The sequence below is a fragment of the Rhizobacter sp. P1_G5 genome (assembly GCF_056405435.1).
The window spans coordinates 1-21,216 of the sequence record NZ_JBFUCB010000037.1; the positions used below are offsets into that span (position 1 = coordinate 1).

The window sequence follows — 21,216 nt, forward strand, 5'->3', positions numbered from 1 at the left end:
CATCGCACCGTCATCGGCGGCCAGGAACAGCACCATGCGCGCCACGTCCCCGGGCTGCAGCTTGTCCGGCAGGCACTGGTTGCGCTTCAGCACCTCTTCGCTGTCCGCGGTGAACCACAGCTTGACCTGCCGCTCGGTCATCACCCAGCCCGGCGACACCGTGTTGATGCGGATCCGGTGCTCGCCGAGCGGCTTGGCCAGCCCGCGCGTCAGCCCATTCACCGACGACTTCGCGATCGCGTAGCACGGGTACGCCCCGTCCTTGCCCTGCCAGCCGGTCGAGCCGAAGTTGATGACCGAGCCGAAGCCCAGCCGCTTCATCCCCGGTACCAGCGCCTGGATCGCGAAGAACGCCGGCCGCTCGTTGATCGACATGCGCTGGTCGTAGTACTCCGGCGTCACCGATTCCAGCGTGTGGCGGTCGTCGCTCGCGACGTTGTTGACCAGCACCGCGAAGTCGCCGAACGCCGCCTCGGCGTCGGCGATCACCTTCTGCAGCGCCGCCACGTCGCGCACGTCGCAGGGCCGGAACCACGGCGCCGGGTGCCCGGCCGCCTCCACCTGCTGCACCAGCTCGCGGCTGGCGGCCTCGGCGACGTCGACGAACGCCACCTGGGCGCCCTGCTCCGCGAACGCGCTGACCAGCGCCGCGCCGATGCCGGTGCCGCCACCGGTGATGAAAACGCGGCGTCCGCGCAGGCTCGGAAAGATCGCCAGAGTGGCTGTCGTGGCAATTGCCATGGGGGTTTGTCCTTGATCTATTGCAATTTGGATATGTGAAGAGCGAATTTATTTATTTTTCTATTATCAATGTGCCTTGATACGATCCGCCGCGTCAAGGGCCGTCGTACGACAACCTGTCCGACCACCGATCGGCCGCCCACCCCCCGGAGACAACAGACCCCATGGATTCGAAGAAACCGCCCGCTCCGCCGAAGCGGCGCAGCCACGCCTGGTTCGGCAAGCAGGACCGTGACGGCTTCGTGCACCGCAGCTGGTTGAAGAACCAGGGCTATCCGCACGACCTGCTGGACGGCCGCCCGATCATCGGCATCTGCAACACCTGGAGCGAGCTGACGCCCTGCAACGGGCACTTCCGCGAGCTCGCCGAGTTCGTCAAGCGCGGCGTCTACGAGGCCGGCGGCTTCCCGCTCGAGTTCCCGGTGATGTCGCTCGGCGAGACGCAGCTGCGGCCGACCGCGATGCTGTTCCGCAACCTGGCGAGCATGGACGTCGAGGAATCGATCCGCGGCAACCCGATCGACGGCGTCGTGCTGCTGATGGGCTGCGACAAGACCACGCCGTCGCTGCTGATGGGCGCGGCCAGCTGCGACCTGCCGACCATCGGCCTGTCGGGCGGGCCGATGCTGAACGGCAAGTTCCGCGGCAAGGACATCGGCTCGGGCACCGGCGTGTGGCAGATGAGCGAGATGGTGCGTGCCGGCGAGATGACGATGGACGAGTTCACCGCCGCCGAATCGTGCATGCACCGCTCCAAGGGCAGCTGCATGACGATGGGCACCGCCTCCACCATGGCCAGCATGGTCGAGGCGCTGGGCATGTCGCTGCCCGAGAACGCCGCGATCCCGGCGGCCGACACGCGGCGCAACCGGCTCGCGCAGCTGACCGGCCGGCGCATCGTCGAGATGGTCAAGGAAGACCTGCGCATGTCGAAGATCCTGACGCGCGAGGCCTTCGAGAACGCGATCCGCACCAATGCCGCGATCGGCGGCTCGACCAATGCGGTGATCCACCTGATCGCGGTGGCCGGGCGCATGGGCGTCAAGCTCGACCTCGATGACTGGGACAAGCTCGGTGCCGACGTGCCCTGCCTGGTGAACCTGCAGCCCTCGGGCAAGTTCCTGATGGAGGACTTCTACTACGCCGGCGGCCTGCCGGCGGTGCTGACGCAGATCACCGACAAGCTGCACACCGGCGCGCTGACCGCCAACGGCAAGACGCTGGGCGAGAACATCGCGAACATCCCCTGCTACAACCGCGAGGTCATCAAGACGCCCGAGGAGCCGTTCATGGCCTCGGCCGGCATCGCGGTGGTAAGGGGGAATCTGGCGCCGAACGGTGCGGTGATCAAGCCGTCGGCGGCGTCGGCGCACCTGCTGAAGCACCGCGGCCGCGCGGTGGTGTTCGAGACCATCGAGGATTTCCACGCCCGCATCGACGACCCGGACCTGGACATCGACGAGAACTGCGTGATGGTGCTGAAGAACTGCGGCCCGAAGGGCTACCCCGGCATGGCCGAGGTCGGCAACATGCCGCTGCCGCCGAAGGTGCTGCAGAAGGGCATCACCGACATGGTCCGCATCTCGGATGCGCGCATGAGCGGCACCGCCTACGGCACCGTCGTGCTGCACACCTCGCCGGAAGCGGCCGCCGGCGGTCCGCTGGCACTGGTGCGCGACGGCGACATGATCGAGCTCGACGTGCATGCGCGCCGGCTGCACCTGGAGGTGTCGGACGAGGAACTGGCGGTGCGGCGCGCACAATGGCAGCCGCCCGAAGCGCCGAAGCGCGGCTGGTACAAGCTGTACGTCGACCATGTGCAGCAGGCCCACCTGGGTGCCGACCTCGACTTCCTGGTCGGCGGCAGCGGCGCCGAGGTGCCGCGCGATTCCCACTGACCCTTGCTGAAAGCTGCATGACCGCCACCGCCCCGAAGCTGCTGTCCGAACCCCGCGTGCTGTGGCCGGCGGGGGCCACGCTGGGCGAGGGCACGCTGTGGTCGGTGCGGCGGCAGTCGCTGTACTGGGTCGACATCCTCGGGCGCACGCTGTACCGCTACCACCCGGCCACCGACGCCCGCGAGAGTTGGCCGTTCGACGAGGAGATCTCGGCGGTGGCCGAGCGGGCCGGCGCGCCGGGGCTGCTGGTCACCTTGCGCAGCGGCTTCGCGTTCTTCGACACCGACAGCGGCGCGCTCGAGAAGCTGCACGACCCCGAGGCGCACCTGCCGGGCAACCGCTTCAACGACGGCAAGTGCGACGCGCAGGGCCGCTTCTGGGGTGGCACGATGGATTTCGGCTGCACCGAGCCGACCGGATCGCTGTACCGCTTCGATGCGAAGCGGCAGTGCCAGAAGATGTTCGATGCGCATTTCGCGGTGACCAACGGGCCGACCTGGTCGCTCGACGGGCGCACGCTGTACTTCAACGAGACGGCGCAGCAGCGCATCCATGCGTTCGACTTCGACGCCGACAGCGGCGAGATCTCGAACCAGCGGCTGTGGCTGCGCTTCGCGAAGGGCGACGGCCACCCGGACGGCATGACGACCGATGCGGCCGGCCGCCTGTGGATCGCGCACTGGGGTGCCGCCTGCGTCAGCTGCCACGACCCGGTCAGTGGCGAGGAGCTGGCACGCGTCGCGCTGCCGACCAGCCACGTCACGAACGTCGCGTTCGGCGGGCCGGACCTGCGCACGCTGTTCATCACGAGCGCGCGCTTCGAATTGACCGAGGCGCAGCTGGCGGCACAGCCGCTGGCCGGCGCCTTGTTTTCGGTGGATGTCGACAGCCCGGGACGGGCGGCGACGGCTTTCGCCGGCTGAGGGCGCTGTCCTTACTTCCCGAAGAAGTGCTGGAAGATTTCCGGCTCGTCGACCTCGCGCATCGACAGGCCGTCGAGCGCTTCGCGGAACGGTTTCGGCGGCGCGATGGTTTCCATCAGGCTGGCCGGCATCGTGTTCTTCCACGCGGCACCGCCCTCATGCTCCTCGCCGGTGCGACGCACCGCCAGCTTCGGCATCTCTTCCCATTCGATGGCGTCGTTGGACGGCAGCGAACGGAACTGGATGGTCGGGCTTTGCGGGGCGGTCGAGCGGTTCATGATGGCGGCGTGGTGTCAGACGGGCTGCTGATGGGAATGAAGCGTACCCGCCCGCCCGCGGCGAGGTGCCGGCGATAAGCGGCTGCAACGCCCGCCATTTTTCAGCCACGCGGCCCAGGCCCGCAGCCCGAACGACAGGATCAGGCCCTTGTGGGCGCGCCGGGTGACCAGATCGATCTGCATGGCGACGCATCTTCAGCGGGCGGCGCCCGCGGCAATCGGTCGAAACGGGCGCGTTCGGCGCCCGGCTGTGTCGGGTTGTGACGACCCTCCGCCCGGACCGGCTGAGACAGAATCGCGCGATCCGCGCGCCGCCTTCGACGCCGTCTGCCGCTCGCTCCACGACGAGGTCCCCGCATGCCCTTGATGCCGCCCGCCCCGATCGAGACACCGCGCCTCGTGGTGCGGCAGATCACCGAAGCCGACCTGCCCGGGCTGATGGTGGTCAACGGCGATGACACGGTGACGCAGTTCCTGCCCTACGCCACCTGGCGATCGATCGATGACGCCACCGCCTGGTACCAGCGCATCACCGGCATCCAGGCGACCGGCAACGCGGTGCAGTTCGTGATCCTGTCGCGCGACGACGCCTCGGTGGTCGGCGCCTGCCTGCTGTTCAACTTCAACGAAGGCAGCGCCCGCGCGGAGCTGGGCTACGTGCTCGGCCAGGCGCAGTGGGGCCGCGGCCTGGCGCGCGAGGCGGTTGGCGCGCTGGTCGGCACCGCGTTCGGGGCCATGGGCGTGCGCCGCCTCGAAGCCGAGGTCAATCCGCTGAACCAGCCCTCGGTGCGGCTGCTGCAATCGCTCGGCTTCACGCGCGAGGGGCTGCTGCGCCAGCGCTGGGTCGGCAAGGGCAAGACCTATGACGTCGAACTGCACGGGCTGCTGTCAGCAGAGTGGCAACCCGCTCGCTGACAATCGCCGCATGCCGCGCCTGCAGACCCTCTCTCCGCCCGAGCCGGCCCCCGCGCCGCTCGTGCCGCAGCGCCCGCGCGGCATCCCCGCCGATCCGCAGAAGTTCGCGTTGACCGTGGCCCCGAGCACCATCGACGGCCAGGGCGTGTTCGCCGCCGAGGCGATCCCGGCGCGCCGCAAGATCGGCGAGCTGCGCGGCGAGCCGATCAGCGTGGCCGAGGCCCGCCGGCGCGCCCGCGGCATGGCCCGCATCATGATCGTCGAGGTGTCCGAGCGGCGCGCGATCGATGCGTCGGCGTCGACCGACGCGCTGCGCTTCGCGAACCATTCCTGCCGGCCGAACATGGTGTTGAAGCTGCAGCAGGGCCGCGTCGCCTTCCATGCACTGCGCGACATCAATGCCGGCGAGGAACTGACCGTCGGCTACGGCCGCTCGCACCACCTGGGCCGGCTCGCGTGCCGCTGCGGCGCGCCGGGTTGTGCCGGAACCCTCTGAAGCCCCCTGCCCTCTTGTCCGATACGCTGCCATGACGACCCCAGCCCAGCACCAGGCGGCCGAACGCCGCGGCCTCTTCATCGCCGACGACGGCACCCCGCGCTGCCACTGGTGCCGCGCGACGCCCGGCTACCAGCACTACCACGACCATGAATGGGGCTTCCCGGTCACCGACGAGCGGCGGCTGTTCGAGAAGATCTGCCTCGAAGGCTTCCAGGCCGGGCTGAGCTGGCTGACGATCCTGAACAAGCGCGAGGCGTTCCGCGCCGGTTTTGCGAACTTCGAGGCCGACCAGGTCGTGCGCTTCACCGAGAAGGATGTCGAGCGGCTGCTGGCCGACGCCGGCATCGTGCGCCACCGCGGCAAGATCGAATCGACGATCAACAACGCGCAGCGCGTGCTGGAGCTGCGCCAGGAGTTCGGCTCGTTCGCCGCCTATGCCTGGGGCTACGAGCCGCCGGCGCGGTCGCGGCCGAAGAAGCTGACGCACGAGGCGCTGGTCGCGATGACGACCTCGCCGGAGGCGATCGCGATGTCGAAGGACCTGAAGAAGCGCGGCTGGAGCTTCGTCGGGCCGACCACCGTCTACGCGTTCATGCAGGCGATGGGGCTGGTCAACGACCACCGCGAGGGCTGCGCGTCGCGCGACGCGGCGCTGCAGGCGCGCGCGGCGATGACGCCGCCGACGCGCTGAACCTCAGGCGTCGACGCTCCACAGCCAGGCCGCGTCGCGGGCCGGCAGCGGCAGGCGGATCGCGTGCCCTTCGCGCGTCCAGCCGTGGCCGCTCGGCGACGCCCAGCGGGCGACATCGAACGGCAGCGCATCGAGCGGCACGACGGCCTCGGCGGCATCGCCACGGTTGAGCACCAGCAGCGTGACGGCCGCCGCGTTGACCCGCGCGAACGCGATCCAGTCGTCGCCATGCGCCAGCGTGAGGCACGCCCCTTCGCGCAACTCGGCCCGATCACGGCGCCACGCGGCGAAGCGCTTCACGCGCTCGAGGATCGCCGGCCGCCAGCTCGCGCCGCTCCAGTCGAAGCAGCGCCGGTTGTCCGGGTCGTTGCCGCCTTCCAGCCCGACCTCGTCGCCGTAGTAGATGCAGGGCACGCCCGGGTAGCCGAACTGCAGCGCCTGCGCCACGCCGTGCAGCGCTTCGTCGGTGCCGAGCAGCGTGAACAGGCGCTGCGTGTCGTGGCTGTCGAGCGCGTTCCACTGCGCGAGCGCCACCTCGTGCGGCACGACCGCCCGCGATTCGCCGAGCCAGGCCGCGAGGTCGGCCGTCGCGATCGGTGCGGCACGGCCGCCGAAGTCGACGCCACCGAGCCATTGCCACAGCGGCAGCGTGAAGCCCCAGTAGTTCATCGCGGCGTCTTCCTGGTCGCCCTGCAGCCACGAGCTCGCTTCGCTGAAGTGCTCGCCGACCAGGATGGCCTCGGGGTTCTCATCGCGCACCGCCTCGCGCATCGCACGCAGCATCGCGGCGTTGTTGCCGGCGCCGGGGCCCTCGCCCAGCATGTGCACCGCATCGAGCCGCCAGCCGTCGGCCGACACCGGCGGCTGCAGCCAGCGCCGCAGCACCGAGCGCGGGCCGCGGATGAAGGCGTCCAGCACCTCGGGGTGCGCGTAGTCGAGCACCGGCAGCGACTGGTGGCCCTTCCAGTAGACCGGGTGGCCGTGCTCGTCGCGCGCATACCAGCCGTGCCAGGGCGAATCGGGCGATTGCCACGCCCCGGGTTGGTCGTGCTGCGCGAAGCGGTTGAACCACGGATGGTTCGCGCCGGTGTGGTTCAGCACCGCATCGAGCACCAGGCGCAGGCCGGCCGCGTGCAACTGCTGCGACAGCGCGACGAGCGCCTCGTCGCCACCGAGCCCCGCGTCGACGTGGTCGTAGTCCTCGGTGTCGTAGCGATGGTTGCTGCCGGAGCTGAACACCGGCGTCAGGTAGACGGTCGTCACGCCGAGCGCCTGCAGATGGCCGAGGCGCTCGCCGATGCCCGCCAGGTCGCCGCCGTAGAACGCGCTCCAGGCCGGCTTCACATCGAGCGGCGCGCCCCACTCGAGCGCATGCACCGGTGCCTTGCCGTAGCCGAAGGCATGCGGCGGACGCTCGCGCGGCGCATCGGGGCCGCGCGCGAAACGGTCGGGGAAGATCTGGTAGATCAGCTGCTGCTGCGCCCAGGCCGGCACCAGCGGCTCGCGAGCGATGCGGAAGTGATGGGCCTCGTTCGGCACGCGGCGCTGCGGACCGGTCGCGGCCAGCCAGTGCGGCACGCCGCCACGCAGCGCGCGAAAGCAGTAGCGCGTCGTCGGCCCGGTCGGGCACCACGGGATCGTCGCCTCGAAGCACGCGTAGCGGCCACGGTCGCCCGTGCGCTTCAGCGGCTGCCAGGTTTCCTCGTTGTCGAGCAGGAAGCGCACGTGGACCTCGCCCGGGTCCGGCGTGTCGCTGAGCAGCGTGAGCCGCAGGCCGGCGGCGGTGCGCTCGGCCCACGGGGCGAGGGGCAGGTGCTGAAGGAACATCGGGCAACGCTCGCTGAGGGATCAGCGGAGCGTAACCCGATGCAGTGTCACGCAGTCAGCGGGCCAAATTTTCCGGAGCGGTAGTCCTCGACCGCCTGGAAGATCTGCTCATGCGTGTTCATCACGAACGGCCCGTACTGCGCGATCGGCTCGTTCAGCGGCTGCCCGGCGATGATCAGCGCCTTGGCAGGCGCCTCACCGGCCTGCAGCACGATGCCGTCACGCTCGGCGCCGTTCTTCAGGATCGCCATGCGCTGCGCCCCGACCTTCGCGCCGCCCACCTCGACCTCGCCGCGGTACACATAGACGAACGCGTTGTGCGTCGCCGGCACGAGCTGGTCGAAGCGCGCGCCCGGCGCCAGGTGCACGTCGAGGTACAGCGGCTGCGTCACCTCGCGCTGCATCGCGCCGGCCACGCCGTGCGACTCGCCCGCGATCACGCGCACCGTCGTGCCATCGTCGGTCGTGAACTCCGGGATCTCGTCCGACTGGATGTCGCGGTACCACGGGTCGGCCAGCTTGCGATCGGCCGGCAGGTTCAGCCACAGCTGGAAGCCCTCCATGCGTCCGGCCTGCTGCTCCGGCAGTTCCGAATGCACGATGCCGCGGCCGGCCGTCATCCACTGCACGCCGCCGTTCTGCAACAGGCCTTCGTGGCCGGCGTTGTCTCGGTGGCGCATGCGCCCGGCGATCATGTACGTGACGGTCTCGAAGCCGCGGTGCGGGTGGTCCGGGAAACCGCCGACGTAGTCATCGGCGTTGTCGGTGCCGAACGCATCGAGCATCAGGAACGGATCGAGCCGGCGCTGCAGCGGCTGCGTCAGCACCCGCGTCAGCTTGACGCCGGCGCCGTCCGACGTGGCCTGGCCCGTCACCAGGCGCTCCAGCTCGCGCGGGCGCGCGACGGCCTCGGTCACGGGGTGGAAAACGGTGGTGGCGGAAGACATGTCGAACTCCTTGATGGATGGTGGAAGGAACAGCAGGAAAACTCGAAACGGATCAGGCGTGCACGGCCTCGTCGATCTGCGCGCGGGCGAAGGCCAGGCCCTTCTCGGCCGCGTCCGGGCCCATGTTCAGGCCTTCGGCGTAGAAGAACTCGACGTCGGTCATGCCCAGGAAGCCCAGCACGGTCTTCAGGTACGGCACCTGCGTGTCGGCCGGCGTGTTGCGGTACTGGCCGCCGCGGGTCAGCGCGACGTAGACCTTCTTGCCGGTCAGCAGGCCTTGCGGGCCCTTGTCGGTGTACGCGAAGGTCACCTTCACACGGGCGATCGCGTCGATCCAGTTCTTCAGCTGGGCCGGCACGCCGAAGTTGTACATCGGCACGCCCAGCACGACGGCGTCGGCGGCCTGGATCTCGGCGATCAGCGCGTCGTCCAGCGCCGCCCGCTCGGCCTGCGCCGGCGTGCGAGCGTCGGCCGGCGTGAACAGCGCGTGCAGCGCGGCCTCGTCGAGCACCGGGTGCGGCGTGACGGCCAGGTCGCGCAGCGTCACGGTGGCGCCGGGGTTCACGGCCAGCAGGCGGGCGGTCAGTTCGTTGGCCAGCACGGTCGATTGCGAACCTTGGGTGCGGGCGCTGGAGTTGATCTGGAGGATGTTCATGGAGGGCTCCGAAAGGGTTGGGAATCAGTGGCGGAATCGATGGATGAACTCTAGGCGTCCCACAATCCGACCGGAAGCCCTCGGATTGGATTACATTGTTCCATCAGTGAGACAGTGGAGCCCCGAATGAGCCTCGAAGCCAATGACCTGATGCTGTTCGCCCGCGTGGCGGACGAAGGCAGTTTCAGCCGCGCTGCCGCGCGCGTCGGCCTGCCGAAATCCACCGTGTCGCGGCGGCTGGCCGCGCTCGAGGCGCAGCTCGGCGAGCGGCTGCTGCTGCGCACCACGCGCAAGCTGACCGTCACCGATTTCGGCCACAGCGTGCTGGAGCACGCGCACCAGGTGCTGGCCGAGGTAGAGGCGGCCGCGCAGCTGGCGCAGCACCGGCAGGCGGAGCCGAGCGGGCGGCTGCGCATCTCGATGCCGGCGGACTTCGCCAACGTCGTGCTCGGCGAGTTCATGAACGATTTCCTCGCGCGCTACCCGGCGATCACGCTGGAACTCGACCTCTCGCCGCGGCGCGTGGACCTGATCGGCGAGAACTTCGACGTGGCGATCCGCATGGGCGACCTGCCCGACGATGCAAGCCTCGCGGCGCGGCGGCTCGCGGTGATGCAGGTGGGGCTGTATGCGTCGCCCGCCTACCTCGCGCGGCGCGGCGAGCCGAGCGAGCCCGAGGCCCTGATGGAGCACGACGCGCTGCACATCCTGACGCGCACCGGCGAGCCGGCACTGTGGACGCTGCAGCGCGGCGAAGCGCAGTGGCAGGGCTCGCCGCCGCCGCGCGCGACCGCGAACTCGCCCGAGATGCTGATCCGCATGGCGCGGGCCGGTGCGGGCATCACCGTGGTCTCGAGCCACTTCGCGGTGCACGACGTGCGCAGCGGCGAGCTGGTGCCGGTGCTGCCCGACTGGTCCTTGCCCGACGTGACCGCGTGGGCGGTGTTCCCGGGCCGGCGGCTGATGCCGGCGCGCACGCGGGTGCTGCTGGACGCGATGGCGGCGCAGTTCTCCGGACCGTCCTGCCGCCGGGCGGAAGCGGAGATCGAGCAGGACCACGCAGCCGCCAAGCAAAGAAGCCTGGCTGGCCGCAGCAGCGAGCCCGCGGCGGCGGCTTAGCGAACGCCGGGCGCTTGTCCTACACGCCCGGCGGGGTGGCACGCCGTACGCTGTGGCCCTTGATCATCACTTCGAGGAGACCGCCATGGTCCGCGTGCTCGTGCTGTTTGTCGCCCTGCTGGTGATGGCCGTCTTCACGCTGCTGAACTGGCCAGCCTTCGTCGCGCCGACGCCGCTGTCGCTGGGCTTCACGACGGTGCAGGCCCCGTTGCCGATGCTGCTGCTCGGCGCCTTCGTGTTCATCAGCGTGTGGTTCGTGGTGTGGGCGCYGCAGCTGCAGGGCAAGGCGATGCTGGAAGCACGCCGGCTCTCGAAGGACCTGCAGGCGCAGCGCGAGCTGGCCGACAAGGCCGAGGCCTCGCGCTTCACCGAGCTGCAGGGCTTTCTCAGCGCGGAACTGGCGCGGCTCAACCAGTCGGGGCTGGATGCGCGGGCGGCGGTGAACTCGCGTTTCGACCAGCTGCGGCGCGAGCAGCAGGTGGCGCTGGAGGAGGCGGCGAACGGGATTTCGGCGCACCTCGGGGAGCTGGAGGATCGGCTGGAGCGCTCGCACGGGCTGGCGGCCGAACTCGACCGGCCACCCGTGCGCGAGCACCTGCGCTGAGGCTTCAGCCGAGGGTCACTCGTCGCGGCTGCCGAAGATCCCCAGCAGCGCGAGCAGCGACTGGAACACGTTGTAGACGCTCAGGTAGACGCCCAGCGTCGCGGTGATGTAGTTGGTCTCATGCCCGTCCTGCACGCGCTTCAGGTCGTACAGGATGAAGGCCGAGAAAATGCCGATCGCCAGCACCGACAGCGTGATCATCAGCGCGCCCGACTGGATGAAGAAGTTCGCGATGCCGGCGACCAGCAGCAGGATCATGCCGATGAACAGGAACTTGCCCATCGACGACAGGTCGCGCTTGATCACCGACGACAGCGTCGCCATGCCGAGGAAGACCACGCCGGTGCCGGCGAAGGCCGTCATGATCAGGCTCGCGCCATTCGACAGGCCCAGCACCGCACCGACCAGGCGCGACAGCATCAGCCCCATGAAGAACGTGAACGCGAGCAGCACCGGCACGCCGGCCGCCGAGTTCTTCGTCTTCTCGATCGCGAACATCAGGCCGAACGAGCCGACCAGGAAGACCACCAGGCTGACGCCCGGCGTCATCGCGCGCGCCAGGCCGGTCGACACGCCGATCCAGGCGCCGAGCACGGTCGGCACCATCGACAGCGCGAGCAGCCAGTAGGTGTTGCGCAGCACCTTGTTGCGCTGCTCGACCGAGGTGAATTCACCGGCGTAGCCGGTGGTTGAAACTTGGGACAGGGGATTCATGACGGATTCCTTCAGTTCGTGGGTGTCGTGGAGGCAGGAGCGTTCGCGCGGCGCTTGGCGCGCGCGCGGATGTTGAGCGCCTCGACCGCGAGCGAGAACGCCATCGCGGCATAGATGTAGCCCTTGGGCACGTGGGCGTCGAAGGCCTCGGCCGTCAGCGCCATGCCGACCATCACCAGGAAGGCCAGCGCCAGAACCTTGACCGACGGATGCCGGTCGACGAACTCGCCAATCGGCTTGGCCGCGACCAGCATCACGCCAACCGACGCGACCACCGCCGCGACCATCACGCCAATCTGGTCGACCATCCCGACCGCGGTGATCACCGAGTCGAGCGAGAACACGATGTCGATCACCGCGATCTGGCCGATCACGCTCCAGAACATCCGCTGGCCGGCCGCCTTCAGCGCGGCCTCGTCGGTGACCGGCGCCGGGCCGTGCTGCTCCTGCGCCTCGACCTCGACGAAGATCTCGTGCGAGGCCTTCCACAGCAGGAACAGGCCGCCGAACAGCAGCACCAGGTCGCGTCCGCTGATGCCCTGGCCGAGCACGGTGAACAGGTCGGCCGTCAGGCCCATCACCCAGCTCAGCGAGAACAGCAGCAGCAGCCGCGAGACCATCGCGAAGCCGAGGCCGAGCCGGCGCGCCTTGTCGCGCAGGTGCACCGGCAGCCGGCCGACCAGGATGGAGATGAAGATGATGTTGTCGACGCCGAGGACGATTTCCAGGGCGGTCAGCATCGCGAAGGCGATCCAGAGATTGGGGTCGAGAAGGAATTCCATGGCGTGGCAGTGGTGGTCAGCGGGGCCGCCAGGATGGCATGCCGCGAACGCACGGGGGCAAAAAAAAGCGAGGGTCGGGACGCAGCCGGGGGCCGCGGGCGGGCCGCGGCCGGGCTGTCAGGCGCGCAGTGCGGCGTCCTTCGGAGGGCGGCGCAGGCCGTCCAGCCACGGAGCGGGCCGGTCGGGTCCTGCGTGCAGCGACGGACGGGCCAGCGAGAAGCCGGGGTCCGGCACCGGCAGGACGCCGGTCAGCAGGTCCTGCACGTCGGCGACGGTTTCGCCGGCCGACTGGATGCGGTCGTCGGGCTCACGCTCCTGCGCGACGCCGTCGTCGACGATGGCCATCACGGCCTGCACCGACGGCATCTCGCTCGCCTGCGGGCGGGCCATCAGGCCGGCTGCCAGCAGGAAGAGCGTCACGACGAGGACGAGGGTGCGGGAGACCATGGGAGGCGCAGTGTACCGGGCCGGCGTGTCAGGYCGGCCCCGAAGGGCTACTGCGGCTGCTTCGCCACGCCGGCCGGCACGTCGTCCGTCGGATGGTGCCGGCGGACCTTGCGCGACACCCACTGCACCACGTCGTCGACGAAGGTGAACAGCACCGGGATCACCAGCAGGCTCAGGAAGGTCGACGTGATCAGCCCGCCGATCACGACGATGGCCATCGGCGCGCGGAAGCTCGAATCGACGCCGATGCCGAGCGCGATCGGCAGCATGCCGGCGCCCATCGCGATGGTCGTCATCACGATCGGCCGGGCCCGCTTGTGGCAGGCGTCGAGCACCGCATCCCAGCGCGACAGCCCATGCTCGCGGCGCGCCATGACCGCGTACTCGACCAGCAGGATCGAGTTCTTCGTCGCGATGCCCATCAGCATGATCAGCCCGATCATCGACGGCATCGACAGCGCGGTGTGCGTGACGAACAGCGCGAGGAACGCGCCCGGCACCGACAGCACCAGCGCCGCGAGGATCGTCACCGGCTGCACGAAATCGTGGAACAGCAGCACCAGCACGATGTAGATGCACAGCACGCCGGTCAGCATCGCGAGGCCGAAGCCGGCGAACAGCTCCTGCATCGCCTCGGCATCGCCGACCCCCGCCAGCGTGACGCCGGCCGGCAGGTTGCGCAGGCTGGGCAGCGCCTCGGCGGTGGTCTGCACATGCTCCAGCGACTGGCCGTTCAGCTCGATCTCGAAGTTGATGTTGCGCTTGCGGTCGAAGCGCGCGATCTGCGCCGGCCCGCTGTCGATCGACAGCGTCGCGACGTTCGCGAGCATCACCGGCCCCTTCGCGCCCGGCACCGCCAGCCGCGACAGCAGCTCGAGGTCGGTGCGCGCACCGGCCGTCAGCTTGACGACGATCGGCACCTGGCGCTGCGACAGGTTCAGCTTCGGCAGGCTCTGGTCGTAGTCGCCGGCGGTCGCGATGCGCAGCGTGTCGGCGATCGCCGCCGACGTGACGCCGAGGTCGGCCGCGCGCGCGAAATCGGGCCGCACGATCAGCTCCGGGCGCACCAGGCTGGATGTGGACGTGACCGCGCCGATGCCGCCGATGCTGCGCAGCTCGCGCTCGACCTGCTTCGAATGCTCGAGCAGCACGTCGCCGTCCTCGCCGGCCAGCACCACCACGTACTTCTCGCCCGAACCGCCGAAGCCGACCGCGACCCGTGCACCCGGCAGTGCCGCCAGCGCATCGCGCAGCTGCTGCTCGATCACCTGCTTCTTCGGCCGGTGGCCGCGCTCGGTCAGGTTGATGCTGAGCGAGGCCTTGCGCACCTCGGCCGCACCGGCGCCGGCGAACGGGTCGGCGCCGGTGTTGCCGCCGCCGACCGCGGTGTAGACCAGCTTCACGTACTCGTTCTTCTGCACGATCTCGCGCGCCTGCTCGGCCACCGCCAGCGTCTGCGCGAAGGTGGCGCCCGGCGGCAGCGAGATCGAGACCTGCGTCTTCGACAGGTCGTCCGGCGGGATGAAGCCCTTCTCGAGGATGCCGGCCAGGAAGAACGAGCCGACGAAGAACACGACGACCGCGATCGTCGTGATCACGCGGTGGTGCAGCGCAGCCGTCACCCAGCGCATGTAGATCTCGATCCAGCGGCCTTCCTTGTGCTCGCCCTTCGGCGGCTTCAGCAGGTAGGCGGCCATCATCGGCGTCAGCATGCGCGCGACCACCAGCGACATGAACACCGCGATCGCCGCCGTCCAGCCGAACTGCACGAAGAAGCGGCCGACCACGCCGCTCATGAAGGCGGTCGGCAGGAACACTGCGATCAGCGTGAAGGTGGTCGCGATCACCGCGAGGCCGATCTCGTCGGCCGCCTCCATCGCCGCCTGCAGCGGCGTCTTGCCCATGCGCAGGTGGCGCATGATGTTCTCGATCTCGACGATCGCATCGTCGACCAGGATGCCGACCACCAGCGACAGCGACAGCAGCGTCACGCCGTTCAGCGTGAAGCCGCCCAGCGCCATGAACGCGAAGGCCGGGATCACCGACAGCGGCAGCGCGAGCGCCGACACCAGCGTCGCGCGCCAGTTGCGCAGGAACAGCCACACCACCAGCACCGCCAGTGCCGCGCCTTCGTACAGCATCGCCATCGAGCTGTCGAAGTCCTCCTGCACGTTGTCGACGAAGTTGAAGGCCTCCTCGAACTTCACCTCCGGGTGCGCCGCCTTCATCGCCTCGATCTCGGCGCGCACGCCGGCCGCCACCTCGGTCTCGCCGGCGCCGCGCGTGCGGGTGATCTCGAAACCGACCACGGCCTTGCCGTTCAGCAGCGCCGTCGAGCGCTGCTCGGCCACCGTGTCGGCGACGCGCGCAACCTGCTCCAGCCGCAGCCGCCGGCCGTCGGCCAGCGAGATCTCCATCCTGGCCAGCTCTTCAGCCGAACGCACCGTCGCGATGGTGCGCACCGACTGCTCGGCGCCGCCGACATCGGTGCGCCCGCCCGAGGCCTCCTGCTGGATCATGCGCAGCTGGCGCGAGACATCGGCCGCGGTCGCGTTCAGCGCCAGCAGCCGGGCCGCGTCGAGCTCGACGCGCACCTCGCGCGTCACCCCGCCGACCCGCGCCACCGCGCCGACGCCGCGCACGCTGAGCATCTGCTTGCCCACCGTGTTGTCGACGAACCACGACAGCGACTCTTCATCGAGCCGGTCCGACGCCACGGTGTAGGTCAGGATCGGCGAGCCCGACAACTCCATCTTCGTGACCACCGGGTCGCGCAGGTCGGCCGGCAGGTCGGCGCGCACCCGCGAGACGGCGGCCCGCATGTCGTCGACCGCCTCCTGCACCGGCTTCTCGAGGCGGAACTCGCCGGTGATCGTGACCAGGCCGTCGGTCACCGAGGTGTAGACGTGCTTCAGGCCCTGCAGCGTCGCGACCGAGTCCTCGATCTTGCGCGCGACGTCAGTCTCGAGCTGCGACGGCGACGCACCCGGCAGCGCAGCCGAGATCGTGACGGTCGGCAACTCGATGTCCGGAAAGTTCTGGATCTTCATGCTCTTGAAGCTGTAGAGCCCGAGCAGGGTCAACAGGATGAAGAGCAGCACCGCGGGGATCGGGTTGCGGATCGACCAGGCGGAAACGTTGATGTTCATGGGGGGTCGTCCTTGTGAGGCGCTCGGTGTTCAGGCTCAGCGCGCTGCCGCCGCAGCGGCCGCGGAGGCGGCGGCCGGCACCGGCAGTGCGTCGACCACGCGCACCATGTCGCCGTCGCCGAGGAAGCCGCCGCCGGTCGCGACCACGCGATCGGCCGGCTGCACGCCGCCGAGGATCTGGATGCGCTCGCCGACGCGCTGGCCGACCTTCACCTTCACGAGCGTCACCTTGTTGTCGGCACCGACGCGCAGCACGTAGCTGAAGCCCTCGCGCAGCAGCACCGCGCTCTGCGGCAGTGTCATGCCCTGCTGCGCGCCGATCTCGAACTCGCCGCGCGCGAACATGCCGGCCTTTGCGGCGCCACTGCCGGCCGGCAGGTCGACGTAGACGAGGCCGTTGCGGGTCTGCGCATCCACCGTCGGCGCGACGATGCGCAGCTTGCCGGTGATGGCTTCGCCGCCGGCCGGCTGCACGCGCACCGCCATGCCCGGCTTCAGCGGGGCGATCTCGGACGACGGCACCTCGGCGCGCCATTCGAGCCGGCCGCCGCGGATCAGGCGGAACAGCTCCTGCCCGGCCGGCAGCACCGCGCCGACGGTGGCGCTGCGTGCCGAGATCACGCCGTGGTCGGGCGCCAGCACCTGGGTCTGCTGCAGGCGCAGCTGCTGCACCTTGGCAGCGGCGCGCTGGGCCTCGAGCCGCGCCTGCGCGGTGCGCTCTGCGGTCAGGTACTGGTTGGTCTGCTGCGCGCTGAGGGCGCCGGTGGGCTGCAGGTCGCGGGCGCGCTGCGCGTTGGCGGCGGCCTCGGCGGCGTTGGCCTCGGCCTCGGCGACCGCGGCACGGGTCTGCGCCAGGTCGGCGTTGACGGTGTCGGGCGCGAAGGTCGCGAGCACCTGGCCGCGCTTGACCACGTCGCCGACGTTCACCTTCACGTCGGCCAGGCGCAGGCCGTTCGCCTCGGTGCCGACGATCGCCTCCTGCCAGGCGGCGATGCTGCCGTTGGCGGCCAGCAGCACCGGCAGGCTGGCCGGTTGCAGCTGCGTCACGGTGACCGTCAGCGCGGGCTTGGCGGCGGCGGGCTTCTTCTCGTCGGCGGCCTGCACCGTGCTCGTCGCGAAGACGACCAGCGTGGCGAGCAGGCCGGCAACGGCCAGGGACAGCAGCAGGGGCTTCAGTCGTTGGGTCATGGTGGGCGTGAGCTGTGGATCGTCGGGATGTTCAGGGGGTGGCCTTCGTGGGGCCGGCGTCTTGCGAAGCATCGGCCACCGGCGTGCCGGTGCGCCAGCCGCCGCCGAGCGCGCGGTACAGCGTGATCCACGCGGCGACGCGCTCGCGCTGCAGGTCGATCAGCGTGCCGTGCGCCTGCACCGCGCTGCGGCGCGCGTCTTCCAGCTCGAACAGGCTGGCGAGGCCGCCCTTGAAGCGCGCCTCGGTGGCGCGGAAGGACTGCTCGAAGCCTTCGTCGGCGATGCGGGCGTTCTCGTTGCGCGCCGCGGTGCTGTCGAGCTGCACCAGCGCCTGCTCGACTTCCTGCACCGCCGTGCGCAGCTTCGCGCGGTACAGCGACGCCGCCTCGTCGTAGCGGGCGCGCGCCGCATCGACGTTGGCGCGGCGCAGGCCGGCATCGAAGATCGGCAGCGTCACCGCGATCGGCCCGACCGACCAGACCGTGCCGCTCTGCGTGGTGTCGCCCATGTCGACGCGGGCGCGCGAGATCGAACCGGCCAGCGTGATGCGCGGCAGCCGCTTGGCCCGCGCCTGCGACACGTCGGCGCTCGCCGCGCTCAGCTCGCGGGCCGCGTTGAACACGTCGGGCCGCTGGTTCAGCACCTCGGCCGGCACGCTGGCGATGGCCAGTTCGGCCGGCTGCGGGATGCGGGCGCTGCCGGCGGCGAGCTGCGCACGCAACGCGGTTTCGTCGATCGCGGTCAGCGCGACCAGGCTCTTGACGGCGATGTCGCACTGCGCGCGCTGCGCGGTCAGCAGGCTGGCACCTTGCGCGGCGCTGGCGCGCGACAGCGCGGCGGTGGCCGGCGGCTCGAACCCGGCCTTCGCGCTGAGGCCGGTGAGGCGGGCCGTCTCGGCGCGCGAGGTGGCATCGGTCTCGGTCTGCACCAGCTGCGCCTCGCAGGCGCGCAGGGCCAGGTACGCGCTCGCCGTCTCGGCGGCCACCGACACGCGGGCGTCGTGCCACGAGGCCTCGGCCCCTTCGAGGCGGTACTGCGCCGCATCGCGGCCCGCCCGGCCGGCGCCGAACACGTCGATCTCCCAGGCGGTTTGCAGACCGGCCGAACTGGTGGTGGCGAGCGGCGTGACGAAATCGGTGCGGCCGCGCGTCGCGCTGGCGGTGGCGTCGAGCGTCGGCAGCAGGGCCGCGCCGGCGCCGGTGCGCGTGGCCTGCGACTGCAGCAGGCGCGAGCGCGCCGATGCGAGCGTCGGGCTGACGGCCTGCGCGGCGTCGACCAGCTGCGCCAGCACCGGGTCGTCGAACTGCTGCCACCAGCGCGCCAGGTCGGCGATGCTGCCGTTGTGCGGCAACGGGGCATGCCACTGCGCCGGCACCTGGGCCGGCTCGACGGCAGGCGGTGGCGGCGCGCTGGCGCAGGCGGTCAGGCCCGCGAGGGCAGCCACGGCGGCGAGCACGGTGCGGATCGGTGTCGTCATTTCTTGTCCTCTTTCTTCAGGGCGCGGCGACGGGCTTCGGCATCGACCATCGCCAGCGCATACATGACCAGGCGCTCGGACCACAGGTCGAGCGCGCGGGGCTGGCTGTTCAGGCGCGGCGCCAGCGCGTCGGTGACGTCCTGCGCGATCTGCAGGTGCACGCCCAGCGCCGCGATGCACATCGCCAGCCGGTGCAGCTCGTCGTCGACACGCCGCAGCCCGAGGTGGCGCGCCAGCAGCGCGACCAGCGCCTCGTGGCGCGGCTTGATGCCGTTGACGATCTCGTCCTGCCACACGCCGGTGGGCTCCAGCATCTCGCGCACGTGCAGGCGCATGCACTGCTGCGTCATGTCGCCGTGCTTCAGCGGTTCGATGAAGCCGGCGTACAGGCCGTGCAGCGCCTCGGGCAGCGTCATCGCCGGGTCGGCGTAGCGGGCGATGTCGTCGGCCGGCGTGCTCAGCGGGCCGGCGAACACCGCACGGTACAGCCCGGCCTTGTCGCCGAAGTAGTAGCTGATGGCGGCGATGTTGACCTGCGCCGCCTCGGCGATCTCGCGCGTGGAGGTCTTGTTGTAGCCGTGCTCCGCGAACAGCCGCAACCCCGCCAGCAGCAGGCGCATGCGCGACTGCTCGCCGTCGCTGCGCGGCGCGCGCGCGGTGTCCCGGGTGGTTTCGCGGGGGTGGGCCGACATGGCCCGGCACTCTATCCTAAATAAATCAAACGATTGATTTAATTTCTAGGGAGACCGTCGCCTGGCCAGCCACCCGCCGACGCCCCACAGCACGGCCATCACCGGCCACACGGCGAACATCGACAGCCGCGGCCAGCCCAGCCCTTCGAGGAAGCCGTAGCCGAAGCTCAGCAACGCGGTGCCGAAGAACGCGAAGCCGAGCGCCTCGAGCTGCACGCGCAGCGCGGGCTCGTCGAGTCGGCGCAACTGCCGCAGCACGGCCCAGCCGGCGGCCAGGCACGGCAGCGCCGGCAGCAACGCGACCAGCACGGCGGCCGTGCCGTCGAAGTAGCCGGTCTTCAGCAGGAAGATCGAGGCGCACAGCACCAGCGCGTAGACCAGCATCGCGGCAGCGAGCTCGACCAGGTGGCGGCGTGGGAGGAGCGGAAGGGATTTCATCAGCGCATGGCCACAGGTTTGCCGTGCCTGGCACTGTAAGGCCATGCCCACGGCACGGCCACTCCCTTCCCGCCCCTCCCTGCGGCTCTCCTCTTCCTCCCCGGTGATCGTGGCGCGGCCCAGCCTGGTTCATTGCAGCGGCAGGCTCGCCTGGCGCGGTTCGGCGGCGGCCGGCGGGAAGGCATCGGGCCGCAGGCGGCGCGGCACGCCGGCGCTGCGGCGCATCAGCACCGCATGCGGCACGTAGCCGCGCGAATCGATGTCCCAGCCGTCGGTGGCCTGCTCGTCGCTGACGCATTCGATGCGCACCGTGCCGAGCTGGCGGGCGCTGGCGCGCTGCACCAGCGCCTCGCACTGCGCCGCGGTCAGCTGGCGCGCGAAGATCGTCCAGCGTTGCTGCACCAGCGGCTGGCGCCAGGCGTCTTCGATGGCCCAGCGCAGCGCCTGCGGCGTGCTGTTGCGGCCGGCTTCGAGCACGCGCGGCAGCAGCGCATGGAAGAAGGTCTGGAACGCGCGCCGCAGCAGCTTGCCCGGCAGCATGTCTTCGAGGCGCGTCATGCGGTGGCTCCAGCCCGGCACGGTGAGCTGCTGGCTGATGAAGGCCTGCAGTGCCTGCACCGGGTTGAACAGGCGCAGCCGGTTCGGCGGCAGCACCAGCAGCGGCAACGCGCTCGCCTCTTCATGCGTCAGCGGCTCGACGAAGCTGCACAGCACCGCGACGCGCGACCACTGCTCGGCCGTCAACCCGTTCAGCCCGCCGAGCGGGCCGCCTTCGATCAGCTTGACGAACTGCAGCGCATCGCGATAGCCGTGCGCCGCCTTCGCGTGGTTGGCCTTGGTGCTCATCACCGCCAGGTTGCCGGCGGCATAGCCGGCGTCGCTGCGCACGCGGTCGATCGACGCGAGCGTCGAATCGGTGCCCTCGGCGGTGTCGGACGACAGCGCCAGCCGCGTGACCGGGCAGTGGCTCACGTCGATCTGCTGCAGGTAGTGCGGCGTCACCTGCACCAGCTCGACGCTGCGGCCGCGCAGCCAAGCATGCAGGCGCAGCTGCAGCCACTTGCGCACATGCGGCGTCGCCGGCAGCGTGCGCGGGCCGAAGGCGGCCTGGCCGGACAGCCAGCCATGGCGCAGCGGTGACGGCTCGTTGGCGTACGGTGCCGGCGGCGTGACGGCGTGGTGGGCATAGTCCCAGCCCAGCTCGAAGCCGATGTGTTCGTGCGCGGTCAGGC

General features: G+C 70.3%; 22 protein-coding genes. 7 read left to right on the top strand and 15 right to left on the bottom strand.

Annotation, left to right across the window (positions count from 1 at the left end):
• A partial coding sequence (locus AC1D12_RS04695) for an SDR family NAD(P)-dependent oxidoreductase (RefSeq protein ID WP_477839083.1) occupies positions 1 to 741 on the bottom strand: 741 nt, incomplete at its 3' end.
• 164 nt (positions 742 to 905) lie between these two features.
• On the opposite strand from AC1D12_RS04695, the gene AC1D12_RS04700 reads away from it, so the two are divergent.
• Both AC1D12_RS04700 and AC1D12_RS04705 read left to right on the top strand, forming a co-directional pair.
• Positions 906 to 2,639, top strand: coding sequence for an IlvD/Edd family dehydratase (locus tag AC1D12_RS04700; RefSeq protein WP_047503530.1), 1,734 nt, complete (start codon positions 906 to 908; stop codon positions 2,637 to 2,639).
• Positions 2,640 to 2,656: 17 nt separating this feature from the next.
• Positions 2,657 to 3,562 carry an SMP-30/gluconolactonase/LRE family protein gene (locus AC1D12_RS04705; RefSeq protein WP_465110022.1) on the top strand — a complete coding sequence of 302 codons (906 nt, stop codon included), beginning with the start codon at positions 2,657 to 2,659 and terminating at the stop codon, positions 3,560 to 3,562.
• An 11-nt stretch (positions 3,563 to 3,573) separates the two neighbouring features.
• Here AC1D12_RS04705 and AC1D12_RS04710 read toward each other — a convergent pair whose 3' ends face one another.
• The gene (locus AC1D12_RS04710; RefSeq protein ID WP_047503536.1) at positions 3,574 to 3,840 is read right to left on the bottom strand and encodes a hypothetical protein; all 267 of its coding nucleotides are present in this window, start codon (positions 3,838 to 3,840) and stop codon (positions 3,574 to 3,576) included.
• Positions 3,841 to 3,855: 15 nt separating this feature from the next.
• Positions 3,856 to 4,023, bottom strand: a complete 168-nt coding sequence (locus AC1D12_RS04715; RefSeq protein WP_156154777.1) for a hypothetical protein — start codon at positions 4,021 to 4,023, stop codon at positions 3,856 to 3,858.
• Positions 4,024 to 4,197: 174 nt separating this feature from the next.
• Here AC1D12_RS04715 and AC1D12_RS04720 point away from each other — a divergent pair, with 174 nt between their 5' ends.
• From AC1D12_RS04720 to AC1D12_RS04730, 3 genes are read left to right on the top strand one after another with little or no spacing between them, the layout of a single operon-like run.
• A complete protein-coding gene (locus tag AC1D12_RS04720; RefSeq protein ID WP_477839086.1) occupies positions 4,198 to 4,755 on the top strand; it encodes a GNAT family N-acetyltransferase in 558 nt (185 codons plus the stop codon).
• Positions 4,756 to 4,765: 10 nt separating this feature from the next.
• Entirely contained in the window at positions 4,766 to 5,251 is a 486-nt protein-coding gene (locus AC1D12_RS04725; RefSeq protein ID WP_477839088.1) for an SET domain-containing protein, read from the top strand.
• Between the two features lie 31 nt (positions 5,252 to 5,282).
• On the top strand, positions 5,283 to 5,945 hold the full coding sequence (locus tag AC1D12_RS04730) for a DNA-3-methyladenine glycosylase I (RefSeq protein ID WP_477839090.1): 663 nt from the start codon (positions 5,283 to 5,285) through the stop codon (positions 5,943 to 5,945).
• A 3-nt stretch (positions 5,946 to 5,948) separates the two neighbouring features.
• Here the strand turns inward: AC1D12_RS04730 and malZ are convergent, their stop codons facing one another.
• Genes malZ through AC1D12_RS04745 form a run of 3 tightly spaced genes read right to left on the bottom strand, consistent with a single transcriptional unit; the run spans position 5,949 to position 9,374 of the window.
• The gene (malZ, locus tag AC1D12_RS04735) at positions 5,949 to 7,772 is read right to left on the bottom strand and encodes a maltodextrin glucosidase (RefSeq protein ID WP_477839092.1); all 1,824 of its coding nucleotides are present in this window, start codon (positions 7,770 to 7,772) and stop codon (positions 5,949 to 5,951) included.
• 47 nt (positions 7,773 to 7,819) lie between these two features.
• Positions 7,820 to 8,719 carry a pirin family protein gene (locus AC1D12_RS04740; protein ID WP_465110027.1) on the bottom strand — a complete coding sequence of 300 codons (900 nt, stop codon included), beginning with the start codon at positions 8,717 to 8,719 and terminating at the stop codon, positions 7,820 to 7,822.
• 52 nt (positions 8,720 to 8,771) lie between these two features.
• Positions 8,772 to 9,374, bottom strand: a complete 603-nt coding sequence (locus AC1D12_RS04745) for an FMN-dependent NADH-azoreductase (RefSeq protein ID WP_477824534.1) — start codon at positions 9,372 to 9,374, stop codon at positions 8,772 to 8,774.
• A 126-nt stretch (positions 9,375 to 9,500) separates the two neighbouring features.
• Between AC1D12_RS04745 and AC1D12_RS04750 the strand changes: the two genes are divergently transcribed.
• Positions 9,501 to 10,493: a LysR family transcriptional regulator gene (locus tag AC1D12_RS04750; RefSeq protein ID WP_477839093.1), complete on the top strand. Its 993-nt coding sequence runs from the start codon at positions 9,501 to 9,503 to the stop codon at positions 10,491 to 10,493.
• A gap of 85 nt (positions 10,494 to 10,578) precedes the next feature.
• Positions 10,579 to 11,097, top strand: a complete 519-nt coding sequence (locus AC1D12_RS04755) for a LapA family protein (RefSeq protein ID WP_477839095.1) — start codon at positions 10,579 to 10,581, stop codon at positions 11,095 to 11,097.
• A 15-nt stretch (positions 11,098 to 11,112) separates the two neighbouring features.
• On the opposite strand, the gene AC1D12_RS04760 is transcribed toward AC1D12_RS04755, so the two are convergent.
• From AC1D12_RS04760 to AC1D12_RS04800, 9 genes are all read right to left on the bottom strand, one after another.
• Positions 11,113 to 11,811 (bottom strand): Bax inhibitor-1/YccA family protein, encoded by a 699-nt coding sequence (locus tag AC1D12_RS04760; protein WP_465110031.1) that lies wholly within the window; start codon positions 11,809 to 11,811, stop codon positions 11,113 to 11,115.
• Positions 11,812 to 11,822: 11 nt separating this feature from the next.
• A complete protein-coding gene (locus AC1D12_RS04765; RefSeq protein WP_477839098.1) occupies positions 11,823 to 12,593 on the bottom strand; it encodes a TerC family protein in 771 nt (256 codons plus the stop codon).
• 117 nt (positions 12,594 to 12,710) lie between these two features.
• Complete coding sequence (locus AC1D12_RS04770) at positions 12,711 to 13,040, bottom strand: hypothetical protein (protein WP_477839100.1); 330 nt, start codon at positions 13,038 to 13,040, stop codon at positions 12,711 to 12,713.
• 47 nt (positions 13,041 to 13,087) lie between these two features.
• Positions 13,088 to 16,189 (bottom strand): efflux RND transporter permease subunit, encoded by a 3,102-nt coding sequence (locus AC1D12_RS04775; RefSeq protein WP_477839102.1) that lies wholly within the window; start codon positions 16,187 to 16,189, stop codon positions 13,088 to 13,090.
• Positions 16,190 to 16,225: 36 nt separating this feature from the next.
• Positions 16,226 to 17,377 carry an efflux RND transporter periplasmic adaptor subunit gene (locus AC1D12_RS04780; protein ID WP_477839104.1) on the bottom strand — a complete coding sequence of 384 codons (1,152 nt, stop codon included), beginning with the start codon at positions 17,375 to 17,377 and terminating at the stop codon, positions 16,226 to 16,228.
• A 31-nt stretch (positions 17,378 to 17,408) separates the two neighbouring features.
• Positions 17,409 to 18,854 (bottom strand): efflux transporter outer membrane subunit, encoded by a 1,446-nt coding sequence (locus AC1D12_RS04785; protein ID WP_477839106.1) that lies wholly within the window; start codon positions 18,852 to 18,854, stop codon positions 17,409 to 17,411.
• Complete coding sequence (locus tag AC1D12_RS04790) at positions 18,851 to 19,546, bottom strand: CerR family C-terminal domain-containing protein (RefSeq protein WP_465110036.1); 696 nt, start codon at positions 19,544 to 19,546, stop codon at positions 18,851 to 18,853. The genes AC1D12_RS04785 and AC1D12_RS04790 overlap by 4 nt, the downstream gene beginning before the upstream one ends.
• A 45-nt stretch (positions 19,547 to 19,591) precedes the next feature.
• Positions 19,592 to 19,984: a hypothetical protein gene (locus AC1D12_RS04795; RefSeq protein ID WP_477824543.1), complete on the bottom strand. Its 393-nt coding sequence runs from the start codon at positions 19,982 to 19,984 to the stop codon at positions 19,592 to 19,594.
• A gap of 129 nt (positions 19,985 to 20,113) precedes the next feature.
• On the bottom strand, positions 20,114 to 21,216 hold a 1,103-nt coding region (locus tag AC1D12_RS04800; RefSeq protein WP_477839108.1), incomplete at its 5' end, for a hypothetical protein.